Origin of the sequence: Sphingomonas sp. SUN039 (assembly GCF_024758725.1) — a bacterium.
Lineage (GTDB): Bacteria > Pseudomonadota > Alphaproteobacteria > Sphingomonadales > Sphingomonadaceae > Sphingomonas_O.
This window is the reverse complement of sequence record NZ_CP096972.1, coordinates 870,320-888,879: the sequence shown is the minus strand read 5'-3', so window position 1 is coordinate 888,879 and position 18,560 is coordinate 870,320. Positions and strand designations below refer to the sequence as shown.

Sequence of the window (18,560 nt, the reverse complement as noted above, 5' to 3'; positions counted from 1 at the left end):
ATGCACGGCTGGAGCGGCGTTGCACGTCGCGCAGGCTTTGTCCTGCGCCAGTTGGGGAAGCTGCGTCTCGCCGCGACACTGGTGATGCTGGTGCTGGCGGTCCTGCTGGCACGGTTCAGCTGGCAAATCGTGTTCGCGCAGGATGCCGAGGCGGCCCTTTATGACCTGCGTAGTGCACTGACGACGCTCCGGGTGGAAACCGATCCCCGCATCGTGATCGTCGCGTACGACGACGACACGCTCAGCCTCACGGGCAAGCGGTCGCCGGTCGATCGCACTGTACTCGCCAAGGCGCTGCGGCGCATCGACACAATGGGGGCAAAGTCGATCGGGATCGACGTGCTCGTCGACCAGCCGCAACCCGAGGATCCGGTTCTCGTAGAGGCCTTCCGGTCGATGCGGACGCCGACCTGGCTTGCCTATGCGTCGAACGACACAAACGGGGCCAAGATTACCTATGAGCAGCAACAATTTCTCGAGGGGTTCATCGGCCGGTTGAAACCGGGAAATGTCGGGCCGGCGAGCATCCGGCTGGAGTCCGACAGCGGAAACGTGCTGCGCCGCTGGCCCCAGCGCGAAGCCAGCCTTCCTCCCTTGTTGCCGCAGGCGAGCGCGAGCGTGCCGACCAGCAGCGCGCATCTGGGACAAAGCGTGGCATGGCGTCGGGCGACGACCGAAGACCGTCCGTTGTTCAACGCCATTCCGATCCATGTCCTGGCGGACGACGCCCTCGCCGCCAGCCCCGAGGCATCGGCGCTGTTCCGCGACCAGATCGCGGGGAAATATGTCCTGATCGGCGGACATATCCAGGATATCGACCTGTTTGCCACCCCGATCACGCGCATCACCCGCGAGCCGATGTGGGGGGTCGATGCCTTCGCCCAGATGCTGGCCCAGCAGCTTGACGGACGCACCTATCGCGCAGTGCCGGACTGGGTGCTGTGGGCCGCCGCTATCGTTGCGGCCATAGCAGGCGCCGTCACGGCGCTCGGTTCGTTAAGACCGTTCTCGCTTCTCCTGCTCCTCTTCGCGCAGCTGGGGCTGATCGGGGCGCTCCCCTTCTATCTCCACCAGCAGATGATCGACACCTATGGGCTGCCGGTCTTCGGCTGGGGCAGCGGGTGGATCGTGGCATTTCTCGCCATGGGCACGGCGGTGCGCGCTATCAGTGCCGAGCAGCGCCGCTTCGCCCAGTCGGCACTCGGCAAATACCTGCCGCGCGACATTGCCGCGCAGATTTTGCGCGACCCCGAGGGGCTGTCGCTAAAGGGCGAGAAGCGCGAATTGTTCATCGTGTTCAGCGATCTGGAGGGCTTTACCAAGCTGAGCCACGCCATCGACCCCGATGTCGTCGCCTCGCTGCTCAACCGCTATCTCGAAACGCTGAGCGAGGTGGTGCTGGCGCATGGCGGCACGATCGACAAATTCGTCGGCGATGCGGTGGTCGCCTTCTGGGGCGCACCGATCGCACGGCCCGACGACGGCGCGCGCGCGGTCAAGGCTGCCATCGCGATGCATGCAGCCGGCGAGACGTTCCGCAAGACCGTGCCCGACGGCGTCCCGGCCATCGGTCGGACGCGCGTCGGGCTGCATTTCGGTGAGGTCATCGTCGGCAATTTCGGGGGCGAAGGCCGCATCCAGTACACCGCCCTGGGCGATGCGATGAACACGGCGGCGCGGCTGGAGGGCGCGAACAAGCAGTTGGGCACGTCGGTGCTGATCAGCCGCGATGCCGCCGAACGGTCGGGCCTGTCGGGGTTCCGCGCGCTGGGGACCGTCGAATTGCGCGGACGGGCAACGCCGGTCGATATCGTCGAGCCGTCGACGGCCGATGCCGCAACGCTGGCGACTCTGGCAGACTCGATTGCGCGCGCACAGCGGGGGGACCAGGCAGCCATCCTCGAAGTCCGCGCCTTTGCCGACTTGCATCCGAATGATGCAGCGATGCGTAACTTGGTGTATCGACTGGGCAACCGAACCGAGGGAGGGTATTTTGTCCTGGATTAGGGTCACCAAGATTTCCGCATCCGCGCTGGCGCTGGGCGCTGCGTCGGCGGCGCTCGCGGGAACCATCGTCATCCGGTCGAGCGGGCCTTCGGCCAAGGCTTATCCAGTCGGCAAATCGCTGTCCGACGGATCGCGCGTCGCGCTGAAGGCGGGCGATACGCTGGTGCTGCTCGATGCCAAGGGCACGCGGACGCTGGCGGGTGCGGGCAATTTCGACATCGGCAGCAATGTGCGCGGTGCGGCGACCGCGTCGGCCTTCACGGCGCTGATCGGCAATTCGGGGACGCGGCAGGTCCGCACCGGGGCAGTGCGTGGGACAAACATCGGTGCGCCCCGTGTCGCGAGCCTTTGGTATATCGACCTGTCCAAAAGCGGGACGGTCTGCCTGAAAGACATGGCCACCGCGACTTTGTGGCGCGCCGACATGACCAAACCGGTGGTGATGACGCTCAGCCATATGGGCAAATCGGTACCGCTCGCCTTTTCGGCGGGACAGGCGGTGAAGACCTGGCCTGCTGCCGATATGCCGCTCATGGCAGACGGCGAATACCGCATTTCCGGCCCCGGGCTGGCCACACCTACCACGATCCGTCTCGCGGCGTTCGCCGCTGCCAGCGATGCACCCGATGCGGTGGCGGGGGCGCTGATCGGAAAGGGCTGCACCGCGCAGCTCGACGCGCTGGTCGAGGCGGGAAAAACCGCGGTAAACAGCGGCTGACACGCCTTGCCGCGCTCGCGGCGGGCTGATAGCCCTTCCGCCCTCAAGGTTGCATCGGGGAACGGACTGCCAATCGGGCAGCCGGTCCGGGTACAAGGTACCGAGTGGCAAGGGGAAGCCATGCGACGGGTGGTGTTCGGCATAGTGTTGATAGGCGCGGCGATGCTGCCGTCGGTTGCGGGCGCGCAGGGCGTGGCCGGCCAGCCGACGCGCGAAGAGATCGAACGCGCGCCGGTGTTGCCGCGCGTGCCGTCGAACAACCGCCTGGCCATCGACGGTGAAGTCGAGCGCGCACCCTGCCCGCTCGCCGATGCCGCCTACAAGGACATCACGGTCGATTTGCGCGAGGTGCGCTTCTCGGGTCTGGGCACGATTTCGGCAGATACGTTACGCGGCAGCTGGAGCGGTTATGCCGGACAGAAAGTCCCGATTGCGACCGTTTGCGAAATCCGCGACCGGGCCGCGACGACCCTGCGTCAGGCGGGCTATCTCGCCGCCGTCCAGGTGCCGCCGCAGCGCATCGAGGGCGGTGTCGTCAATTTCGACGTGCTGCTGGCAAAGCTCGCCGGGTTCCAGGTGCGGGGGGCGGCGGGCAAGTCCGAAGGGATCATCGGCCGCTATCTGAAGGCGCTGCAGGATCAACCCGTCTTCAACATCCGCTTTGCCGAGCGCTATTTGCTGCTCGCGCGCGACCTGCCCGGTTACGACATCCGCCTGACATTGCGGCCCGCAGGCACGGTGCCGGGCGAAGTCATCGGCGAAGTGCAGGTCGTCCGCACGCCGGTCGAAGTCGATTTCGCGGTCCAGAACTACGGATCGCAGGAGGTCGGGCGCGGCGGCGGCATCTTGCAGGCGCGGTTTAACGGCATTTTCGGCCTCGGCGACCGCACGACGCTCGGCGTGTTCAGCACCCATGATTTCCGCGAGCAACAGGTCGTGCAGGTCGGTCAGGAGATCCGCGTCGGCGGCGAAGGGCTTACGCTCGGGGCCGATGTCAGCTATGCGTTGACCCGCCCGACCCTCGGCGCAGGGATTTCGCTCAAGTCCGAAACGCTGGTCGCGACCGTGCGTGCGACCTATCCGGTCATTCGCCGCCAGACGTTCAATCTGAACCTCGGCGGTGGGATCGATTTCGTCAACCAGTCGAGCAGTTTCAACGGTATCCCGTTTACCCGCGACTGGCTGCGCGTGCCGTTCGTGAAGCTCGACTATGACGCCTTCGACCCCAAAAGCGTGGTATCGACGACCGGCTATTCGATCGGCGAACCGCGCTGGCGCGTCGGTGCGTCGCTGGAGCTGCGCCACGGACTCGACGCCTTGGGCGCGAGCCCGGACTGCCGGAGCAATGCAGCGGCCTGTGTGGCGGGCGGCGCGGTACCGCCGAGCCGGCTGACCGCCGACCCGAGCGGTTTCGTCGTCCGCGCCGGTGCCACTTTCGAATTCCGGCCGATACCGATCATCGGGTTCAGCCTGTCGCCACGCGTACAATATTCCCCTTCGACCTTGCTCAGCTACGAGCAATTCTCGGCGGGCAACTACACGGTCGGGCGCGGGTTCGATCCCGGCACGCTGATCGGCGATTCGGGCGTCGGCGTGCGCGGCGAAGTGTTCGCGGGCAGTCTGATCCCCTCTTCGCGCAAGGGTTTTGCCTTTCAGGGCTATGCCTTTGTCGATGCGGCCTGGGTGTGGAACCACGACCCGCTGCCGGGCCTCAGCGATCCGCAAAAGCTGCAATCGGCAGGCGGCGGCGTCCGCGTCGCCTTTGGCGACCGGTTCCTGTTCGACGCGGGAGTCGCGGTGCCGTTCGCTGCCGCCGGACTGCAGACCGCACGGGGCGATACCCGCTTGCTGGTGTCGCTCACCACCCGCCTGTTCCCGCTCGACCGGCCATGAAAGCCATGAGGTTCCCCATGATCGCTTCGCCGCTCCGCTGCCGGTTGCTCGCGACCTGTGCCTTCGGGCTTCTGGCGGCACCGGTGTTCGGGCAAACCTATGCAGATCGCGCGCTGCAGGGCGATGCGACGTTCAACCCTGCGGAAGTCGTGATTGCGCGGACTCCGGTCAAGGACACGATCACCGTCCGTACGCCGCAAGCGATCATCAACTGGAATCCCGAAACCGGGCCGGGCGTATTGCCGCCCTCCCCCTTGCCGATCAATTTTCTGCCGAGCGGGCGCGAAGCACTGTTCGATGGTGCCCCCGGTCTGACCGATTATGTCGTCCTCAACCGCATACTGCCCAGCACGAACCGGCCGATTTCATTCAATGGCACGGTGACGAGTCAGGTCACGCCTGTGGCAGGCTTGCCCGCGCAGCGCGGCGGTTCGGTATGGTTCTACTCGCCGGGCGGCATCATCGCGGGGCCGACGTCGATCTTCAACGTCGGCAATCTGATCCTGACCGCGAACGACATCGACGCAACGGGTGGGCTGTTTTCAGGAACCGGCGCGATCCGGTTCCGGGGAGCGTCCAATTCGACCTCGGCGGTCACTATCCAGCCCGGCGCGCAGATCAATCTGACGCGCGCGGGCAGCTATTTCGGCGTGGTCGCCCCCCAAGTGACGATGGGCGGCACGGCGACGGTCAACGGCTCGACTGCCTATGCCGCCGCCGAACAGGTCGACCTTGAGCTGAACGGCGGATTTTTCAACATTTCGTTCCTGACCGGTACGGGTGTCGCCAATGCGTTGACGCACACCGGAACCACCACCGGGCCAGCGGGCAATGGCACAATCGCCATGGCCGCCATGCCCAAAAACACTGCGATCACGATGCTGGTCGGCGGGACGGTCGGTTACACGCCCGCCGCGACCGCGACCGTACAAAACGGGACGATCGTGCTGTCCGCGGGTCAGAACGTGGTGTTCGGCAACATCGGCGGCAATTCGAGCACTACAGCCGCCAATCTGAACATCGGCAGCGGCCTGTTCCGGTCTGAGGTCAATGCGCAGGCGACGAATATCGTTGCTGCCCCGGCGGGGGGTGCACCGCTGACATTTACCAGCAACGTCAGCCTCGCCAGCGCGGTCAGCACCCAAGTGCGCATCGATGCCGGGCAGACGATGACCGTTGGCGGAAACCTGCTCATGGGTTCGGGGCAACCCGGGCAAGGCGGGGCAACCGGAATCACTGTCAACGACGGGACGCTGACGGTCGCGGGACAAACCTTCCTCAATGCGACCGCATTCGGCAAGGACGACCCGGTCGGTACGGGCGGCAATGCCACGGGCGGGCAATCGAGCATCGCGATCAATGGCGGCACGGTCACGTTCGGCGACACGCTGTCGCTGTCAGCGGACGGCGTTGGCGGCGGTGGCCCGATCCTCAGCGGCAACGGCATTGGCGGCACCGCGTCGATCACGCTTAACGCGGGCACCACCCCCACGGTGCTCAACCTGAACGGGTTCGGGAACCAGCTCTCGGCAACCGGTAGTGTCGGGGGGCAGTTTCCCAGCATCGGCGGCGGCAACGCCACTGGCGGCAATGCCTTGCTGACGATCAACAGCGGCACGATGAACTCGACCGAACTGACCCTCGATGCGTCCGCCACCGGCGGCGATGCCACCACGGGTCTGGCGGGTGTGGCTTCGGCCGGCACCGCGCGCGTTTTGGTGACCGGCGGTCGATACAATACCGACTCGCTGTTTCTGGCATCGCGTGAAAGACAGGCAGGGGCGAGCACAGGCGGCACTGCCGGCGCCACCGCCGGTAGCGGTCTTGCCGCCGTGGATGTCAGTGGTGCGGGCATCTTGTCGGTCGGAGCCAACGGCGGCAATGGCATGAGCATCGACGCCGATGCCGTAAAGGCAGGGCCACGGGTCGGAGTACCCGCTGCAGGCGGTGCCGTAATCGCTGGAACCGCGCGTCTGACGGCGACCAACGGCGGCACAATAACGACGGACGCGACAGCGCCCAGCGCGCCCAAGCCACCGGTTCTGGTAACCGCCAGCGTTGTTTTTCTCGACACCGTTCTGGGAGCCCCGACTTCGAGCCAGCGTGCCGGAACAGTGCTGGTCAACGCCGACGGCGGCACGATGACGCTGCATAGGCTCGACATGCGGGCGCACGCACTCGCGCGCGATTTCAACATCCCCAATGATCGCGCAGGCGCGAGCTTCGGCGGCACCGCGACCTTGGCCGCGCGCAACGGCGGCAGCATCACGGTCGTCACTGGTGCGGGCGTGACACCGATTTCGGCCTATGGCACCGGCGGCAGCACGAATACCCCTGCGCTCGGCACCGGCGGCACGGTCGATGTCTTGGCGCTGGGCGGTACGCTTGTCCTGCCCGACGGTCTTTCTGTCGATGCCAGAGGATTTTCGGGAACGACGCTGGGTGGCACCGGCGGGACGATAAACGTCCGGTCCACAACCGGAGCAGCGTTACAAGCCGGGTCGCTGACCGCCGGTGTAACGACGCTGGATGCCTCGGGGCAAATCTCGGCGGGCCTGCCCAACGCGACTGCAGGGGCGATCACTGTGGCCAATATCGGCGCAGGTCAGACATTGACCTTTGCCAATCTCTTCGCGCGCGCGGGTGTGTCGGGGAGCGGCGCGGCGAGCGGGTCGATCACGCTGACGGCGGACAATGCCCCGATTGTCACGACCGCAAATACCACCGGTATCGATCTCGGCACGCTCGGCACGCTGACACTCAGTGCGGCAGGCGCCGCGGGCGGCATCGTCGGGTCGACCGGGGTGTTCGGTTACGGCAACGACATATTGGTCGGGCACACCGGCGTCGCGCCAGGAACGGCAAGCACCGTTACCGGGCCGAGCGTCCAGCTGCAGGCAGGACGCGACCAGATTCACACCGGGTCGGTCACATTGCGCGGCGGCACGGTGAGGCTGGTCGGTCAGCGCACGCTGGGAGGAGTCGATTCATCGGTCATCTCGACCGGCGGAATCGAATTGGGCAGCGGATTGCTCGCGACGACCAATAGCGTCCGCTTCCGCACGCTCGACACAACGGGCCTGCTGCGCGGTTATCAGGGGGCGAGTTCGTACACGCCCGAAATCACGACGACGGGCACGTTCATCGTCGGCGAGCGCGCCTTTGCCGGTGCGGGAAACATCGACATTCGTGCCAATGCCGGCGTCGACATTGCGGACGCGGGGACGAGCGCGACCGGGCAGGTCCTGCTCAGCTCGACCGCAGGCGATGTGCGGCTCGGCACGTCGGGTATAGCGCTGGCGACGCGCCCGAACGGCATCACGCTGACCGCGCCTGCAGGGACGGTGCGCTTCACCAATTTGTTCTCGCGCGCCGCGATCACGACTTCGGGTCTGGCGATTGCGGGCGGCGACGCCAATGCGGCGACAAATTTGTTGCTGAACGGAACTGGCGGGACGACCGTTTTTGGCACCGTCGTCGCCGGGGGAGCCTTGGCAGCAGCGGGCACCAAGATTACGGGGACCAGCGCCACCGCAACCACGGGAACGCTGAGTCTGGTCGGGCCGACGGGCATCACAGTCCCGACCGTCGTGGCAGGCGGCGCCATCGGTCTGGTCGCGACCAACGGTGCGGTGACCGTCGCATCCAACCTGCAACCCGGCGGCACGGCGACGGCAACCGGACAATCGATCTTCCTCCGCTCGCTCGGTGCGTTGACCTTCAGCAATCTCAACGCCACCGCCGGGAACCTCGATGTTGCGACCGTCGGCGCACTGTCGGTGACAACGCCGCAGGCGACCGGATCGGTGTCGCTGGCGAGCAGCGGCGGCAATGTCGCGTTCGGCACGGCAACTGCGGGAACATCGTTCACAGTCGATGCCGCCGGAACCGCGACGGGCACCAGCGCAACGGGCACGGCGGGACCGGTGTCGATCAGCGGTACGACCGGCGTCACGATCCCGACAATCGTGTCGGGCGGCACGACCGCACTGACGGCGGCCAATGGCGCGATTACGGTTGCCACCAATCTCCAGTCCGCCGGACTGGTCACCGCGAGCGCGCGTTCCGCCTTCATCCGCAGCACCGGCGCATTGGCTTTCGGCGCGCTGACTGCGACGGCAGGCAATCTCGATGTCTCGACGGCAGGCGCGCTGTCGCTGGTCACACCTCAGGCGAGCGGGTCGATCACGCTCGCCAGCACCGGCGGCAATGTCGCCCTGGGGGCGGCGACGGCAGGAACGTCGCTGGCGGTGACATCGCCGGGAACGATTGCCGGCACCAGCGCCACGGCAACGACCGGCCCGTTGACCCTGAACGGCGCGACCGGCGTGATGATGCCGACCGTCGTGTCGGGCGGTACCGTCAGCCTGAGCGCGGTCAATGGCGCGGTCACGGTGGCAACCAACCTGCAACCCGGCGGCACGGCATTGGCAACCGGACAATCCATCTTCCTCCGCTCGCTCGGCGCGTTGAGCTTCAACACGCTCAGCGCGACCGCGGGCAATCTCGACGTATCGAGCGTCGGCGCGCTGACGATTGCGACACCGCAGGCAACGGGGTCGGTGGCGCTGGCCAGCACCGGCGGCAATGTCGCCTTCGGCACGGCAACGGCGGGCACATCGTTCACGGTTAATGCCGCCGGAGCCGCGACAGGCACCAGCGCGACCGCCACGAACGGCCCGGTGTCGATCACCGGCGCGACCGGTATTACCGTGCCGACCATCGTATCGGGCGGGACGACGACGTTGAGCGCCGCCAATGGCGCAATCAGCGTGGCGACCAACCTCCAGTCGGCCGGCCTTTTCACGGCCAGCGGCCGATCGCTGTTCCTGCGCTCGACCGGGGCGCTGACCGGGGGTGTGCTGACCGCGACAGCGGGCGACGTCGATGTTGCGGCGGGAACGGGGCTGACGGCGGCGACCGTGCAGTCCAGCGGCGATGTTATTCTAGGTGCGGGTACGGTGCTGACCCCCGGCGCGGTGACGGCGGGACGCGACATCGTCCTGACCGCGCAATCGCTTCAGGCGGGCGCGCTGACCGCGCCGCGCGACCTGCGGATCGTGACCACCGGTATGGCGATGGCGACGGGGACGATTGCCGCCACCCGCGACCTGACGATCGATGCCGGGCAAACAAACTTGCAGGCCGTCAACGGCGGCAGCGTGGCGATCACCTCCGGACAGGGCGTGATCTTCAACACGATCAATTCGGCCAGCACGGTGGCGCTGAACGCGGGCGATGACGCGGTCGGCACAAGCGTCGTGGCCACTGGCGCTGTCACCACAACGGCGGGACGCAATCTCAACTTCGGCACGTTGCAGGCAGGCGGCAATGCGACGCTTACGGCGGCAGGATCGCTGGCTCTTGGCACCGTCACCGCAAGGAACCTGATCGCCAACGCGACTGGGAATTTGACGACAGGCAGCGTCACGGCCGTCGAAGACATCCGCCTGTTCGGCGGCCCCGGGCCAGCCGTTATGACGACAGGCAACATGACCGCCGGGGATGACATCATCGCCACGGGCAATGCGATTACGACGGGCAATTTGCTGACGACCGGACTGGGGCCAGACAACGAAGACGATGGCAGCACGATCAACCTGCAGCTCAACCGGATTGCGACCGGCACCGCCAATTCGGCAGGCACGATATTGTACGCCGCATCGCAGCCGATCACCTTTACATCGACGACATCGCGCTTCGGCACGGTCATCCGCAGCTCAGGGCCGATTACCGGCGGCAATTCCACGGCGGGGACGACGCTCGATATTCAGGGCGGCTCGATAAACACGGCCAATGGCCAAGCAGGCGGCGCGCTGAATTATATAAATTTCGATCCGACAGACACCATTCGAACGGGCACGCTGACCGGCGCGACCGTCACTGCATCCAGCCGGGGAACGCTGGCGACGGGTGCGGTCAATGCGCCCGGCGCGGTCAACCTGTTAGGGGATCTCGGCCTGACCGTCGCGTCGGCGACCAGCACAGGCGGCGATCTCCAATTGATTGCCCAGACCTCGGGGTCGATCAGCAGCGGCGCGTTGCGGGCGGGCGGAAATCTAAATGTCAGCGGACAAGCGGGCAACGATGTGCTCACGACGCTCGACGCGGGCGGACGCATCCTGATCGGCGCGGGCGGCGGCACCCTCACTTTCACCCGCGCGACGGCGGGCGGGCTCGTCGGCGTCAGCGCGGGCGGCAATATCGGCTTCGGCACAGTGACAGCGGGCGGCACCTTCCAGATGCAGACGCCGCGGGCGATCACGGGCACTTTGGTGACCTCGGCCAGCGGTGCGCCCAACATCGTGCAGGGCGACACCGGGATAACCTTGCCGACACTGGCCACCAACGGCGTAACCGTGCTGTCGGCCGTGAACGGCGCGATCTCGGTCGGGACCGATTTGCGGTCGACTGGCGCGGTCACGGCGACCGGGCGGTCGGTGTCGATCCGTTCGACGGGCGCTTTGGCCTTCGACCAACTGACCGCGACCGCCGGAAACGCCGATGTCACGACAGCAGGCGCGCTGACCGTCGGTCCTGCGACTGCATCGGGCGCACTGACGCTCGCCAGCGGCGGCGTCGCGACGGTCAACGGGGTCGCCACCGGCGCGACCGTTGCTGTCGCCTCGCCCGACATCGTGATCGGCGCGAACGGGCGGCTCGGCACGCTCGGCACGACGACGCAACTGACGCTGACCAACAATTCGACGCAGAACCGGACCTTTATCGGTGGCACCGGCGGCTCAGGCTATAGCCTGTCGGCGGCGGAAACCGGGCGGCTGTTTGCGAACAATATCGCCATTGTCGCGCCGGTTATCGGCACCGCGTCCACGGCATTCAACTCGACGCGCACGCCCGATGTCGTGATCGACGCCTTCACCTTCGGCGCCAATACCAATCTCGGCGCGCAAGGCACTTTCTCGATCTCCAACGGGGGCAAGGTCCGGATGATCGGCGCGGTCGGCTTCACCGGTGTGGGCAGCGGCCAGACCTTCGCGATCCGGGGCGACGAGGCGATCGAGGTACTCGATGCGGGGCGGATTGCGTTGGGCGGTACAGCAGGCCTCGCCGGTACACTCGACCTGACCAGCCGCAATATCGTCGCGTCGTCCAGCGCGGCGCTGGCAGATTTCGGGGCAGCATCGACCCTGTCGGCGATCAGCGACCGCGCGGGCAAGAACGATGGCGCGGTCGATGACGGCGGTTATCTGCAAGCCGGCGGCATCCGCGCGACCCTGCTCAACTCGACATTGATCATCCAGAATACCGGCGCGGCAACGACAGCGGCGAACCGCGATTACAGCGGGCGGCGCGGCTACACTGTCGGTACGGGCGGGTTCACAATCGTTCAGGGCGGCTCCAATCCAGTGCGGATCGCGATCAACGGGCGACAGGTCGGGGCAACGACACCGCTCGGCGCGCCGACGGTTGGCGGGTTTGTGACGGGTCTCGATGACATTCCGTTGATCAAAATCCGGAGCGTCGATGCACAGGCCAGCGACATCTTCCAGGTTCCGGCGAGCGGCGTGTTGACCGCGGAACAACTCGCCGCAGCCCCCCGCCTGTTCGACACCACCTCGACCGTCAACGGCTGCACGATCACCGGCGGCAGCGGGTGCCGCGTCGTGCCGAACGACCCGATCCGAGACATCCTGCTGGGCGATTTCGGCGAGGGCTCGGTCGGCAACCTGCTGCCGCTCGCGCTGATCCAGCTCAAGGATTATGTGACACCGGGCGACGAGCCGCTGATCGACGAACCGGTGACGGGCGCGGGCAACGACGATCTGTGGTCGGTCGACGACACCAAGCCGAAGTGCGACCCGGCGAAGGAGAAATGCCCGGCGTGAAGCGCGCAAGGTTGACGGGCACGCGAGGCTGAACGAAGGCGCGCGGCATGACCACCCCACTGCGCCTGTTCAATTCGCTGACCCGCGAGGTCGAGGAATTCCGCCCCATCCGCGAGGGCGAGGCGCGCGTCTACACCTGCGGGCCGACGGTCTATAACTACCAGCATATCGGCAACATGCGCGCCTATGTGTTTGCCGACACGCTGGGGCGGGTGCTGAGCTTCAAGGGGTACGACCTGAAGCATGTCATCAACATCACCGATGTCGGCCATCTGACCAGCGACGCCGATGCGGGCGACGACAAGATGGAGAAGGCGGCGAGCGCGGCGGGCAAAAGCGCGTGGGACATTGCCGCATTCTATCAGGCCGATTTCGAGAACGACCTTGAGCGCCTGAACGTCCGCAAGCCGCAACATCCGCGCGCCACCGACTATGTTCCGCAGATGATCGAATGGGCACAATCGATCGAGGCGAAGCATTGCTACCGGCTCGACAGCGGGCTGTATTTCGATGTCTCGACGGTGCCCGATTACGGGCGGCTGGCGCGGGCGCATACCGATCAGGGCGAGAGCCGGATCGAAGCGGTCGCGGGCAAGCGCAGCCCGCTCGACTTCGCGATCTGGCGCACGACGCCGCCGGGGGAAACGCGCCAGATGGAATGGGACTCACCCTGGGGTCGCGGCGCGCCGGGCTGGCACCTCGAATGCTCGGTGATGTCGGGTGCGCTGCTCGGGTTTCCGTTCGACATCCACACCGGCGGCATCGATCACCGCGAAATCCACCACCCCTGCGAAATCGCGCAGAACCAGGCGCATGAGGGGTATTGCGAAGGCGACCAGACCGGCGCGCGGCTGTGGATGCACAATAACTTCCTGATCGACCGCACGGGAAAAATGTCGAAGTCGAGCGGAGAGTTTCTGCGGCTGCAGGCGCTGGTGGATCGCGGGTTTCATCCGCTGTCGTACCGGCTGATGTGTCTGCAGGCGCATTACCGGAGCGAGCTGGAGTTCAGCTGGGAGAATCTGCTGGCGGCGCAGGTGCGGTTGAAGCGGATGGTGATGGGAGCTTCAAACCTCTACCAAGAGGTAGAAAGTCTCGCCCATCACCTAGCCGCAACGTCGAATGTTCAAGCACTCGACTCCACCTTTTTGCTCCGAGCTGCCGACATTACAAATCAGCGTCTCAAGGACATCGTGAAAGAATTCGAGACCGCGCTCTCCGATGATCTAAATTCAGCGGTCGCACTCACACTGGTCGAAAAAGTTCTCGGGCTGAAGGGTGCCAATGCTTCAGAAAGGTTTGCTGTTGTCGAGTGCATGGATGAGGCGCTGGGGCTGAACTTAGAGAACGCGACTTTGTCTCGTGTTGCTCTCCGCATCCGCCCCACCTCCGCTACCCTCACCGAACCCGAAATCGAAGCCCGCCTCGACGAACGCAAGGCCGCGCGCGTGGCGAAGGATTTCGCCACCTCCGACCGCATCCGCGACGAACTCGCCGCTGCCGGAGTCGAGGTGATGGACGGCGATCCCTCGTTCGAGTGGGACTGGAAGATCGAGCTCTGACCAAGCGCCGCAGGCCTTCCCCCTTCTTCCCTTCTCCTTTGTGCCTTCGTGAGCTTCGTGTGAAACCCCTTTCTCTAGTCGCAGGGTTGCACATGCCCATCGGGAGCCTTTCGTTCACACGAAGCTCACGAAGACACGAAGGAAGAGAAAGAAGGAGATTTACGACCTGCGGTCGGCCGATGTTCGCACTCCAGGTCAAGCGACGCTAGGACACACTATGACCTTCGCCACGCTCCCCGCCCTCGTCCGTCCGCTCATCGAATCGCGCCTGCCCGACTGGCTCACCCCGCGCTGGTTTGCGACCAAGGACGAGGCCATTGCGCTGGCCGCCGATGCCGAGATCGGCTGGTTCGATTTCTACGAAAAGCCCGACATGGCGGCGGCCATCGGCCATGCGACCGCGATGCGTTGGCTGCACACGCTCTACGCCGGGGTCGATGGCATCCCGCTCGACCAGCTCGCGCGGCAAGGCGCGGTGCTGACCAATGGCGCGGGGACCAATGCGGTCGGGATCGCCGAATATGTCGTTATGGGGATGCTCAGCATCGCCAAGGGGTACCGCGAGGTCGTGCGCGCGCAGGACCGGCATGAGTGGCTGCAGAACCCGCCGTCGAAGGTTGAACTCGCGGGGACCAGGGCGTTGCTGCTCGGCTATGGCGCGATCGGCCAACTGCTCCTCCCGCGCCTGACGGCATTCGGGATCGAGGTCAGCGTGGTGCGGCGCTCGCCGGGGCCGGATATGCTGGGTCCGGACGACTGGCGGCCGCGCCTCGGCGAGTTCGACTGGGTGATCCTTGCGGTGCCCGCCACGCCCGAGACCGACGGCATGATGGACGCCGCGGCCATTGCCGCGATGAAGCCCGGTGCGGTGCTGCTCAACATCGCGCGCGGCAGCGTTGTCGATCAGGACTCGCTGGTCGAGGCACTGGCGGCAAAGCGCATCGGTGGGGCTTTCCTCGATGTGACGACGCCCGAGCCGCTGCCGCCCGAACACCAATTATGGTCGCTGCCCAACGCGCACATCACGATGCATTTGTCGGGGCAGGCGCAGGAGAAGATGTTCCTGCGCGGGGCCGACCGCTTCCTCGCCAATCTCGAGCGCTGGCACCGGGGTGAACCGCTGGAGCACGGTGTGGATTTGCAGCTGGGGTATTGACCGCTCGACCTGCCCGTTTTCGCCCGCTAGTCTCACATCCAAGCGGGCCAACCCGCAACGGTCGCCGTCAGCCACGCACCCGGGGGATACGCGCATCATGGCCAAAGCATCCGATCTGTTCATCCAGTGCCTCGAAGACGAGGGCGTCGAATATATCTTCGGCGTGCCCGGCGAGGAGAATCTCGATTTCCTCGACAGCCTGTCGCGCTCGACCAAGATCAAGCTGATCCTGACGCGCCACGAGCAAGGCGCGGGGTTCATGGCCGCGACCTATGGGCGGCATACCGGCAAGACCGGCGTGTGCCTGGCGACGCTCGGGCCGGGCGCGACCAATTTCGTGACGGCGGCGGCCTATGCCCAGCTGGGCGGCATGCCGATGATGATGATCACCGGCCAGAAACCGATCAAGAAGTCGAAACAGGGCCGCTTCCAGATTCTCGACGTGGTCGCGATGATGGGGCCGATCACCAAATACACCTATCAGATGGCGAGTGCCGACAATATCCCGAGCCGGGTGCGCGAGGCGATCCGGCTGGCCGAGGAGGAAAAGCCCGGCGCGGTCCACCTCGAACTGCCCGAAGATATCGCCGACGAGCAGACCGACTCGGTGCCGATCCCGCGCAGCGTCGCGCGGCGACCGAGCGCCGACCCCAAAGCGGTGGCGGCGGCGGTCGCCAAGCTGAAGGCCGCGAAATCGCCGGTGCTGGTGATCGGTGCCGGCGCGAACCGGACGATGACATCGAAAATGCTGCTCGAGTTCGTCGACAAGACCGGCATCCCGTTCCTGACGACGCAGCTCGGCAAGGGTGTGATCGACGAACGGCACCCCAAGTTCGTCGGCTGTGCGGCGCTCAGCGCGGGCGATTTCGTCCACCGTGCGGTCGAGGCGGCGGACCTGATCCTCAACATCGGTCATGACGTCATCGAAAAGCCGCCGTTCTTCATGAAGGCGGGCGGCGCCGAGGTCATCCACATCTCGACGCGCACCGCCGAAGTCGACCCGGTCTATTTCCCGCAGATCGAGGTGATCGGCGATATCGCCAATGCCATCTGGCAGATGAAGGAGGCTTTGGGCGACGGTCCGGGCGTCGATCCCTGGCCGTGGAAGTCCGACTTCATGCTGAAGGCGCGCGCCGCCGAAGTCGCGCACACCGCGAGCATTTCAGGCGACACCCGCTTTCCGATCTATCCGCCGCATCTGGTCGAGCAAGTCCGCCAGTCGATGCCCGAGGACGGCATCATCTGCCTCGACAACGGCGTTTACAAAATCTGGTTCGCGCGCGGCTACACGGCCTATCGTCCCAACACGGTGCTGCTCGACAATGCGCTGGCGACGATGGGCGCTGGGCTGCCCTCGGCGATGATGTCGAGCATGGTTTACCCTGACCGCCGGGTCATGGCGATCTGCGGCGATGGCGGGTTCATGATGAATTCGCAGGAAATGGAAACCGCTGTCCGGTTGAAGCTCAATATCACCGTGCTGATCCTCAACGACAACAGCTATGGCATGATCCGCTGGAAACAGGCGAATATGGGCTTTGCCGATTGGGGGCTGACCTATGGCAATCCGGATTTCGTGAAATATGCGGAGGCATACGGGGCGCACGGCTATCGCGTCGAAAGTGCGGCGCATCTGGCCGAACTGCTGGCGCACACCGGCGCGACACCGGGGGTGCATCTGATCGACTGTCCGGTCGACTATTCGGACAACGACCGGATTTTGAATAAGGATATCAAGGAATTGGCAAAGGCCGTTTGACCTACCCTCTCCCTCTGGGGAGAGGGTCGACTCGCGCGAAGCGCGGCGGGGTGAGGGAACTTCCCTCGGACACATTTCCCTCACCCTGCCGCTTCGCGGCTGTCCCTCTCCCCAGAGGGAGAGGGTAAGAAAGAAGAAGAATGCTCAAGGAAGTCTACCCCCTCTACCTGGCCAATGAGGCACAACAGCCGAACACCGACCTTGCCGTCACCGACAAGTTCACCGGCGAGGTCGCGTTCCGCTGCGCGCAGGCCGATGCCGCGACCATTGACGCCGGTATTGCCGCCGCCGTCGAAGCCGCCGAACCAATGGCGCGGATGGCGGCGTATGAGCGGCAGGCGGTGCTTCAGCACTGCGTCGACCGGTTCAAGGCGCGCTTCGACGAGCTCGCTTATGCGCTGTGCGTCGAGGCCGGGAAGCCGATCAAGGACAGCGAGGGCGAAGTCGGCCGCCTGATCGACACATTCCGTATCGCTGCGGAAGAGTCGGTGAGGATGACGGGCGAAGTCCAGCCGCTCGACATTTCGCCACGCGCCAAGGGGTATCAGGGCATCTGGAAACGCGTGCCCATCGGTCCGTGCAGTTTCATCTCGCCGTTCAACTTTCCGCTCAATCTGGCCGCGCACAAGATCGCGCCCGCGATTGCGGTCGGCTGTCCGTTCGTAATGAAACCCGCGAGCCGGACGCCGCTGGGCGCAATCATCATGGGCGAGGTGTTGGCGGAGACGAACCTGCCGAAAGGCGCGTTCTCGATCCTTCCAGCGCATCGCGACGGGGCTGACCTCTTCACCGAGGACGACCGGCTGAAATTGCTGAGCTTCACCGGCTCGCCCGATGTGGGTTGGGCGCTGAAGGCGAAGGCGGGCAAGAAGAAGGTGGTGCTCGAACTCGGCGGCAATGCGGCGGTAATTGTCGATCACGATGCCGACCTCGACGATGCGCTCGAACGGGTGATTTTCGGTGCGTTCTACCAGTCGGGCCAGTCGTGTATCGGCGTGCAGCGGATCATCATTCACGCCGATGTGTACGACCGGTTCCGCGACATGCTCGTTGCCAAAACCAAGACGCTTGTGTCCGGCGACCCGAAAGACCGCAACACCTTCATCGGCCCGATGATCGATGTGAAGGAAGCCAGCCGCCTCGACATGTGGATTGCCGAAGCGGTTTCGCAGGACGCCAAGCTGCTCTGCGGCGGCAAGCGCGACGGCGCGATGCTCGACGCGACGTTGCTCGAAAATGTGCCGCGCACAACCAAGCTCTACCGCGAGGAAGCGTTCGGCCCGGTCGCGATCCTGTCGAAGTTCACCGATTTCAATGCCGCGCTCGACGAGGTCAACAACAGCAAATTCGGGCTGCAGGCGGGCATTTTCACGCGCGACCTGTTCAAGATGTTCGACGCGTGGGACCGGCTCGATGTCGGCGGCGTCGTCATCAACGACGTGCCCAGCTACCGCGTCGATAACATGCCCTATGGCGGGGTTAAGGACTCCGGCCTCGGCCGCGAAGGTATCCGCTTTGCGATGGAGGACATGACCGAAATCCGCAATCTGGTGATCCGCAGAAACCAGTGATGCTTTGCTACCGGCATCCCTTGCACGCGCCGCGCGATTTTGCTTAC

General features: G+C 65.4%; 8 protein-coding genes. All 8 read left to right on the top strand.

The window, feature by feature from the left end:
* The 8 genes from M0209_RS04355 to M0209_RS04320 all read left to right on the top strand — a co-directional run bounded on the left by M0209_RS04355 (window position 1) and on the right by M0209_RS04320 (window position 18,513).
* Window positions 1-2,007, top strand: a complete 2,007-nt coding sequence (locus M0209_RS04355; protein WP_258887076.1) for an adenylate/guanylate cyclase domain-containing protein — start codon at window positions 1-3, stop codon at window positions 2,005-2,007.
* Window positions 1,994-2,725 (top strand): hypothetical protein, encoded by a 732-nt coding sequence (locus tag M0209_RS04350; RefSeq protein ID WP_258887075.1) that lies wholly within the window; start codon window positions 1,994-1,996, stop codon window positions 2,723-2,725. Before M0209_RS04355 ends, M0209_RS04350 begins: the two co-directional genes overlap by 14 nt.
* Window positions 2,726-2,845: 120 nt before the next feature.
* Entirely contained in the window at window positions 2,846-4,618 is a 1,773-nt protein-coding gene (locus M0209_RS04345; protein WP_258887074.1) for a ShlB/FhaC/HecB family hemolysin secretion/activation protein, read from the top strand.
* A gap of 17 nt (window positions 4,619-4,635) precedes the next feature.
* A complete protein-coding gene (locus M0209_RS04340; protein WP_258887073.1) occupies window positions 4,636-12,465 on the top strand; it encodes a hypothetical protein in 7,830 nt (2,609 codons plus the stop codon).
* A gap of 47 nt (window positions 12,466-12,512) precedes the next feature.
* Window positions 12,513-14,027 carry a cysteine--tRNA ligase gene (gene cysS / locus M0209_RS04335; protein WP_258887072.1) on the top strand — a complete coding sequence of 505 codons (1,515 nt, stop codon included), beginning with the start codon at window positions 12,513-12,515 and terminating at the stop codon, window positions 14,025-14,027.
* A 217-nt stretch (window positions 14,028-14,244) separates the two neighbouring features.
* Window positions 14,245-15,183, top strand: coding sequence for a D-2-hydroxyacid dehydrogenase (locus tag M0209_RS04330; protein WP_258887071.1), 939 nt, complete (start codon window positions 14,245-14,247; stop codon window positions 15,181-15,183).
* A 97-nt stretch (window positions 15,184-15,280) separates the two neighbouring features.
* Window positions 15,281-16,942, top strand: a complete 1,662-nt coding sequence (locus M0209_RS04325; protein ID WP_258887070.1) for an acetolactate synthase large subunit — start codon at window positions 15,281-15,283, stop codon at window positions 16,940-16,942.
* Between the two features lie 140 nt (window positions 16,943-17,082).
* Window positions 17,083-18,513, top strand: a complete 1,431-nt coding sequence (locus tag M0209_RS04320; protein WP_258887069.1) for an aldehyde dehydrogenase family protein — start codon at window positions 17,083-17,085, stop codon at window positions 18,511-18,513.
* Window positions 18,514-18,560 lie beyond the last annotated feature (47 nt).

Excerpts from the sequence above, each read along its gene's own strand:
- M0209_RS04345 (WP_258887074.1), top strand. The coding sequence starts at position 2,846 with ATGCGACGGGTGGTGTTCGGCATAGTGTTGATAGGCGCGGCGATGCTG.
- cysS (WP_258887072.1), top strand. The coding sequence starts at position 12,513 with ATGACCACCCCACTGCGCCTGTTCAATTCGCTGACCCGCGAGGTCGAG.
- M0209_RS04340 (WP_258887073.1), top strand. The coding sequence starts at position 4,636 with ATGATCGCTTCGCCGCTCCGCTGCCGGTTGCTCGCGACCTGTGCCTTC.
- M0209_RS04320 (WP_258887069.1), top strand. The coding sequence starts at position 17,083 with ATGCTCAAGGAAGTCTACCCCCTCTACCTGGCCAATGAGGCACAACAG.
- M0209_RS04325 (WP_258887070.1), top strand. The coding sequence starts at position 15,281 with ATGGCCAAAGCATCCGATCTGTTCATCCAGTGCCTCGAAGACGAGGGC.
- M0209_RS04330 (WP_258887071.1), top strand. The coding sequence starts at position 14,245 with ATGACCTTCGCCACGCTCCCCGCCCTCGTCCGTCCGCTCATCGAATCG.
- M0209_RS04355 (WP_258887076.1), top strand. The coding sequence starts at position 1 with ATGCACGGCTGGAGCGGCGTTGCACGTCGCGCAGGCTTTGTCCTGCGC.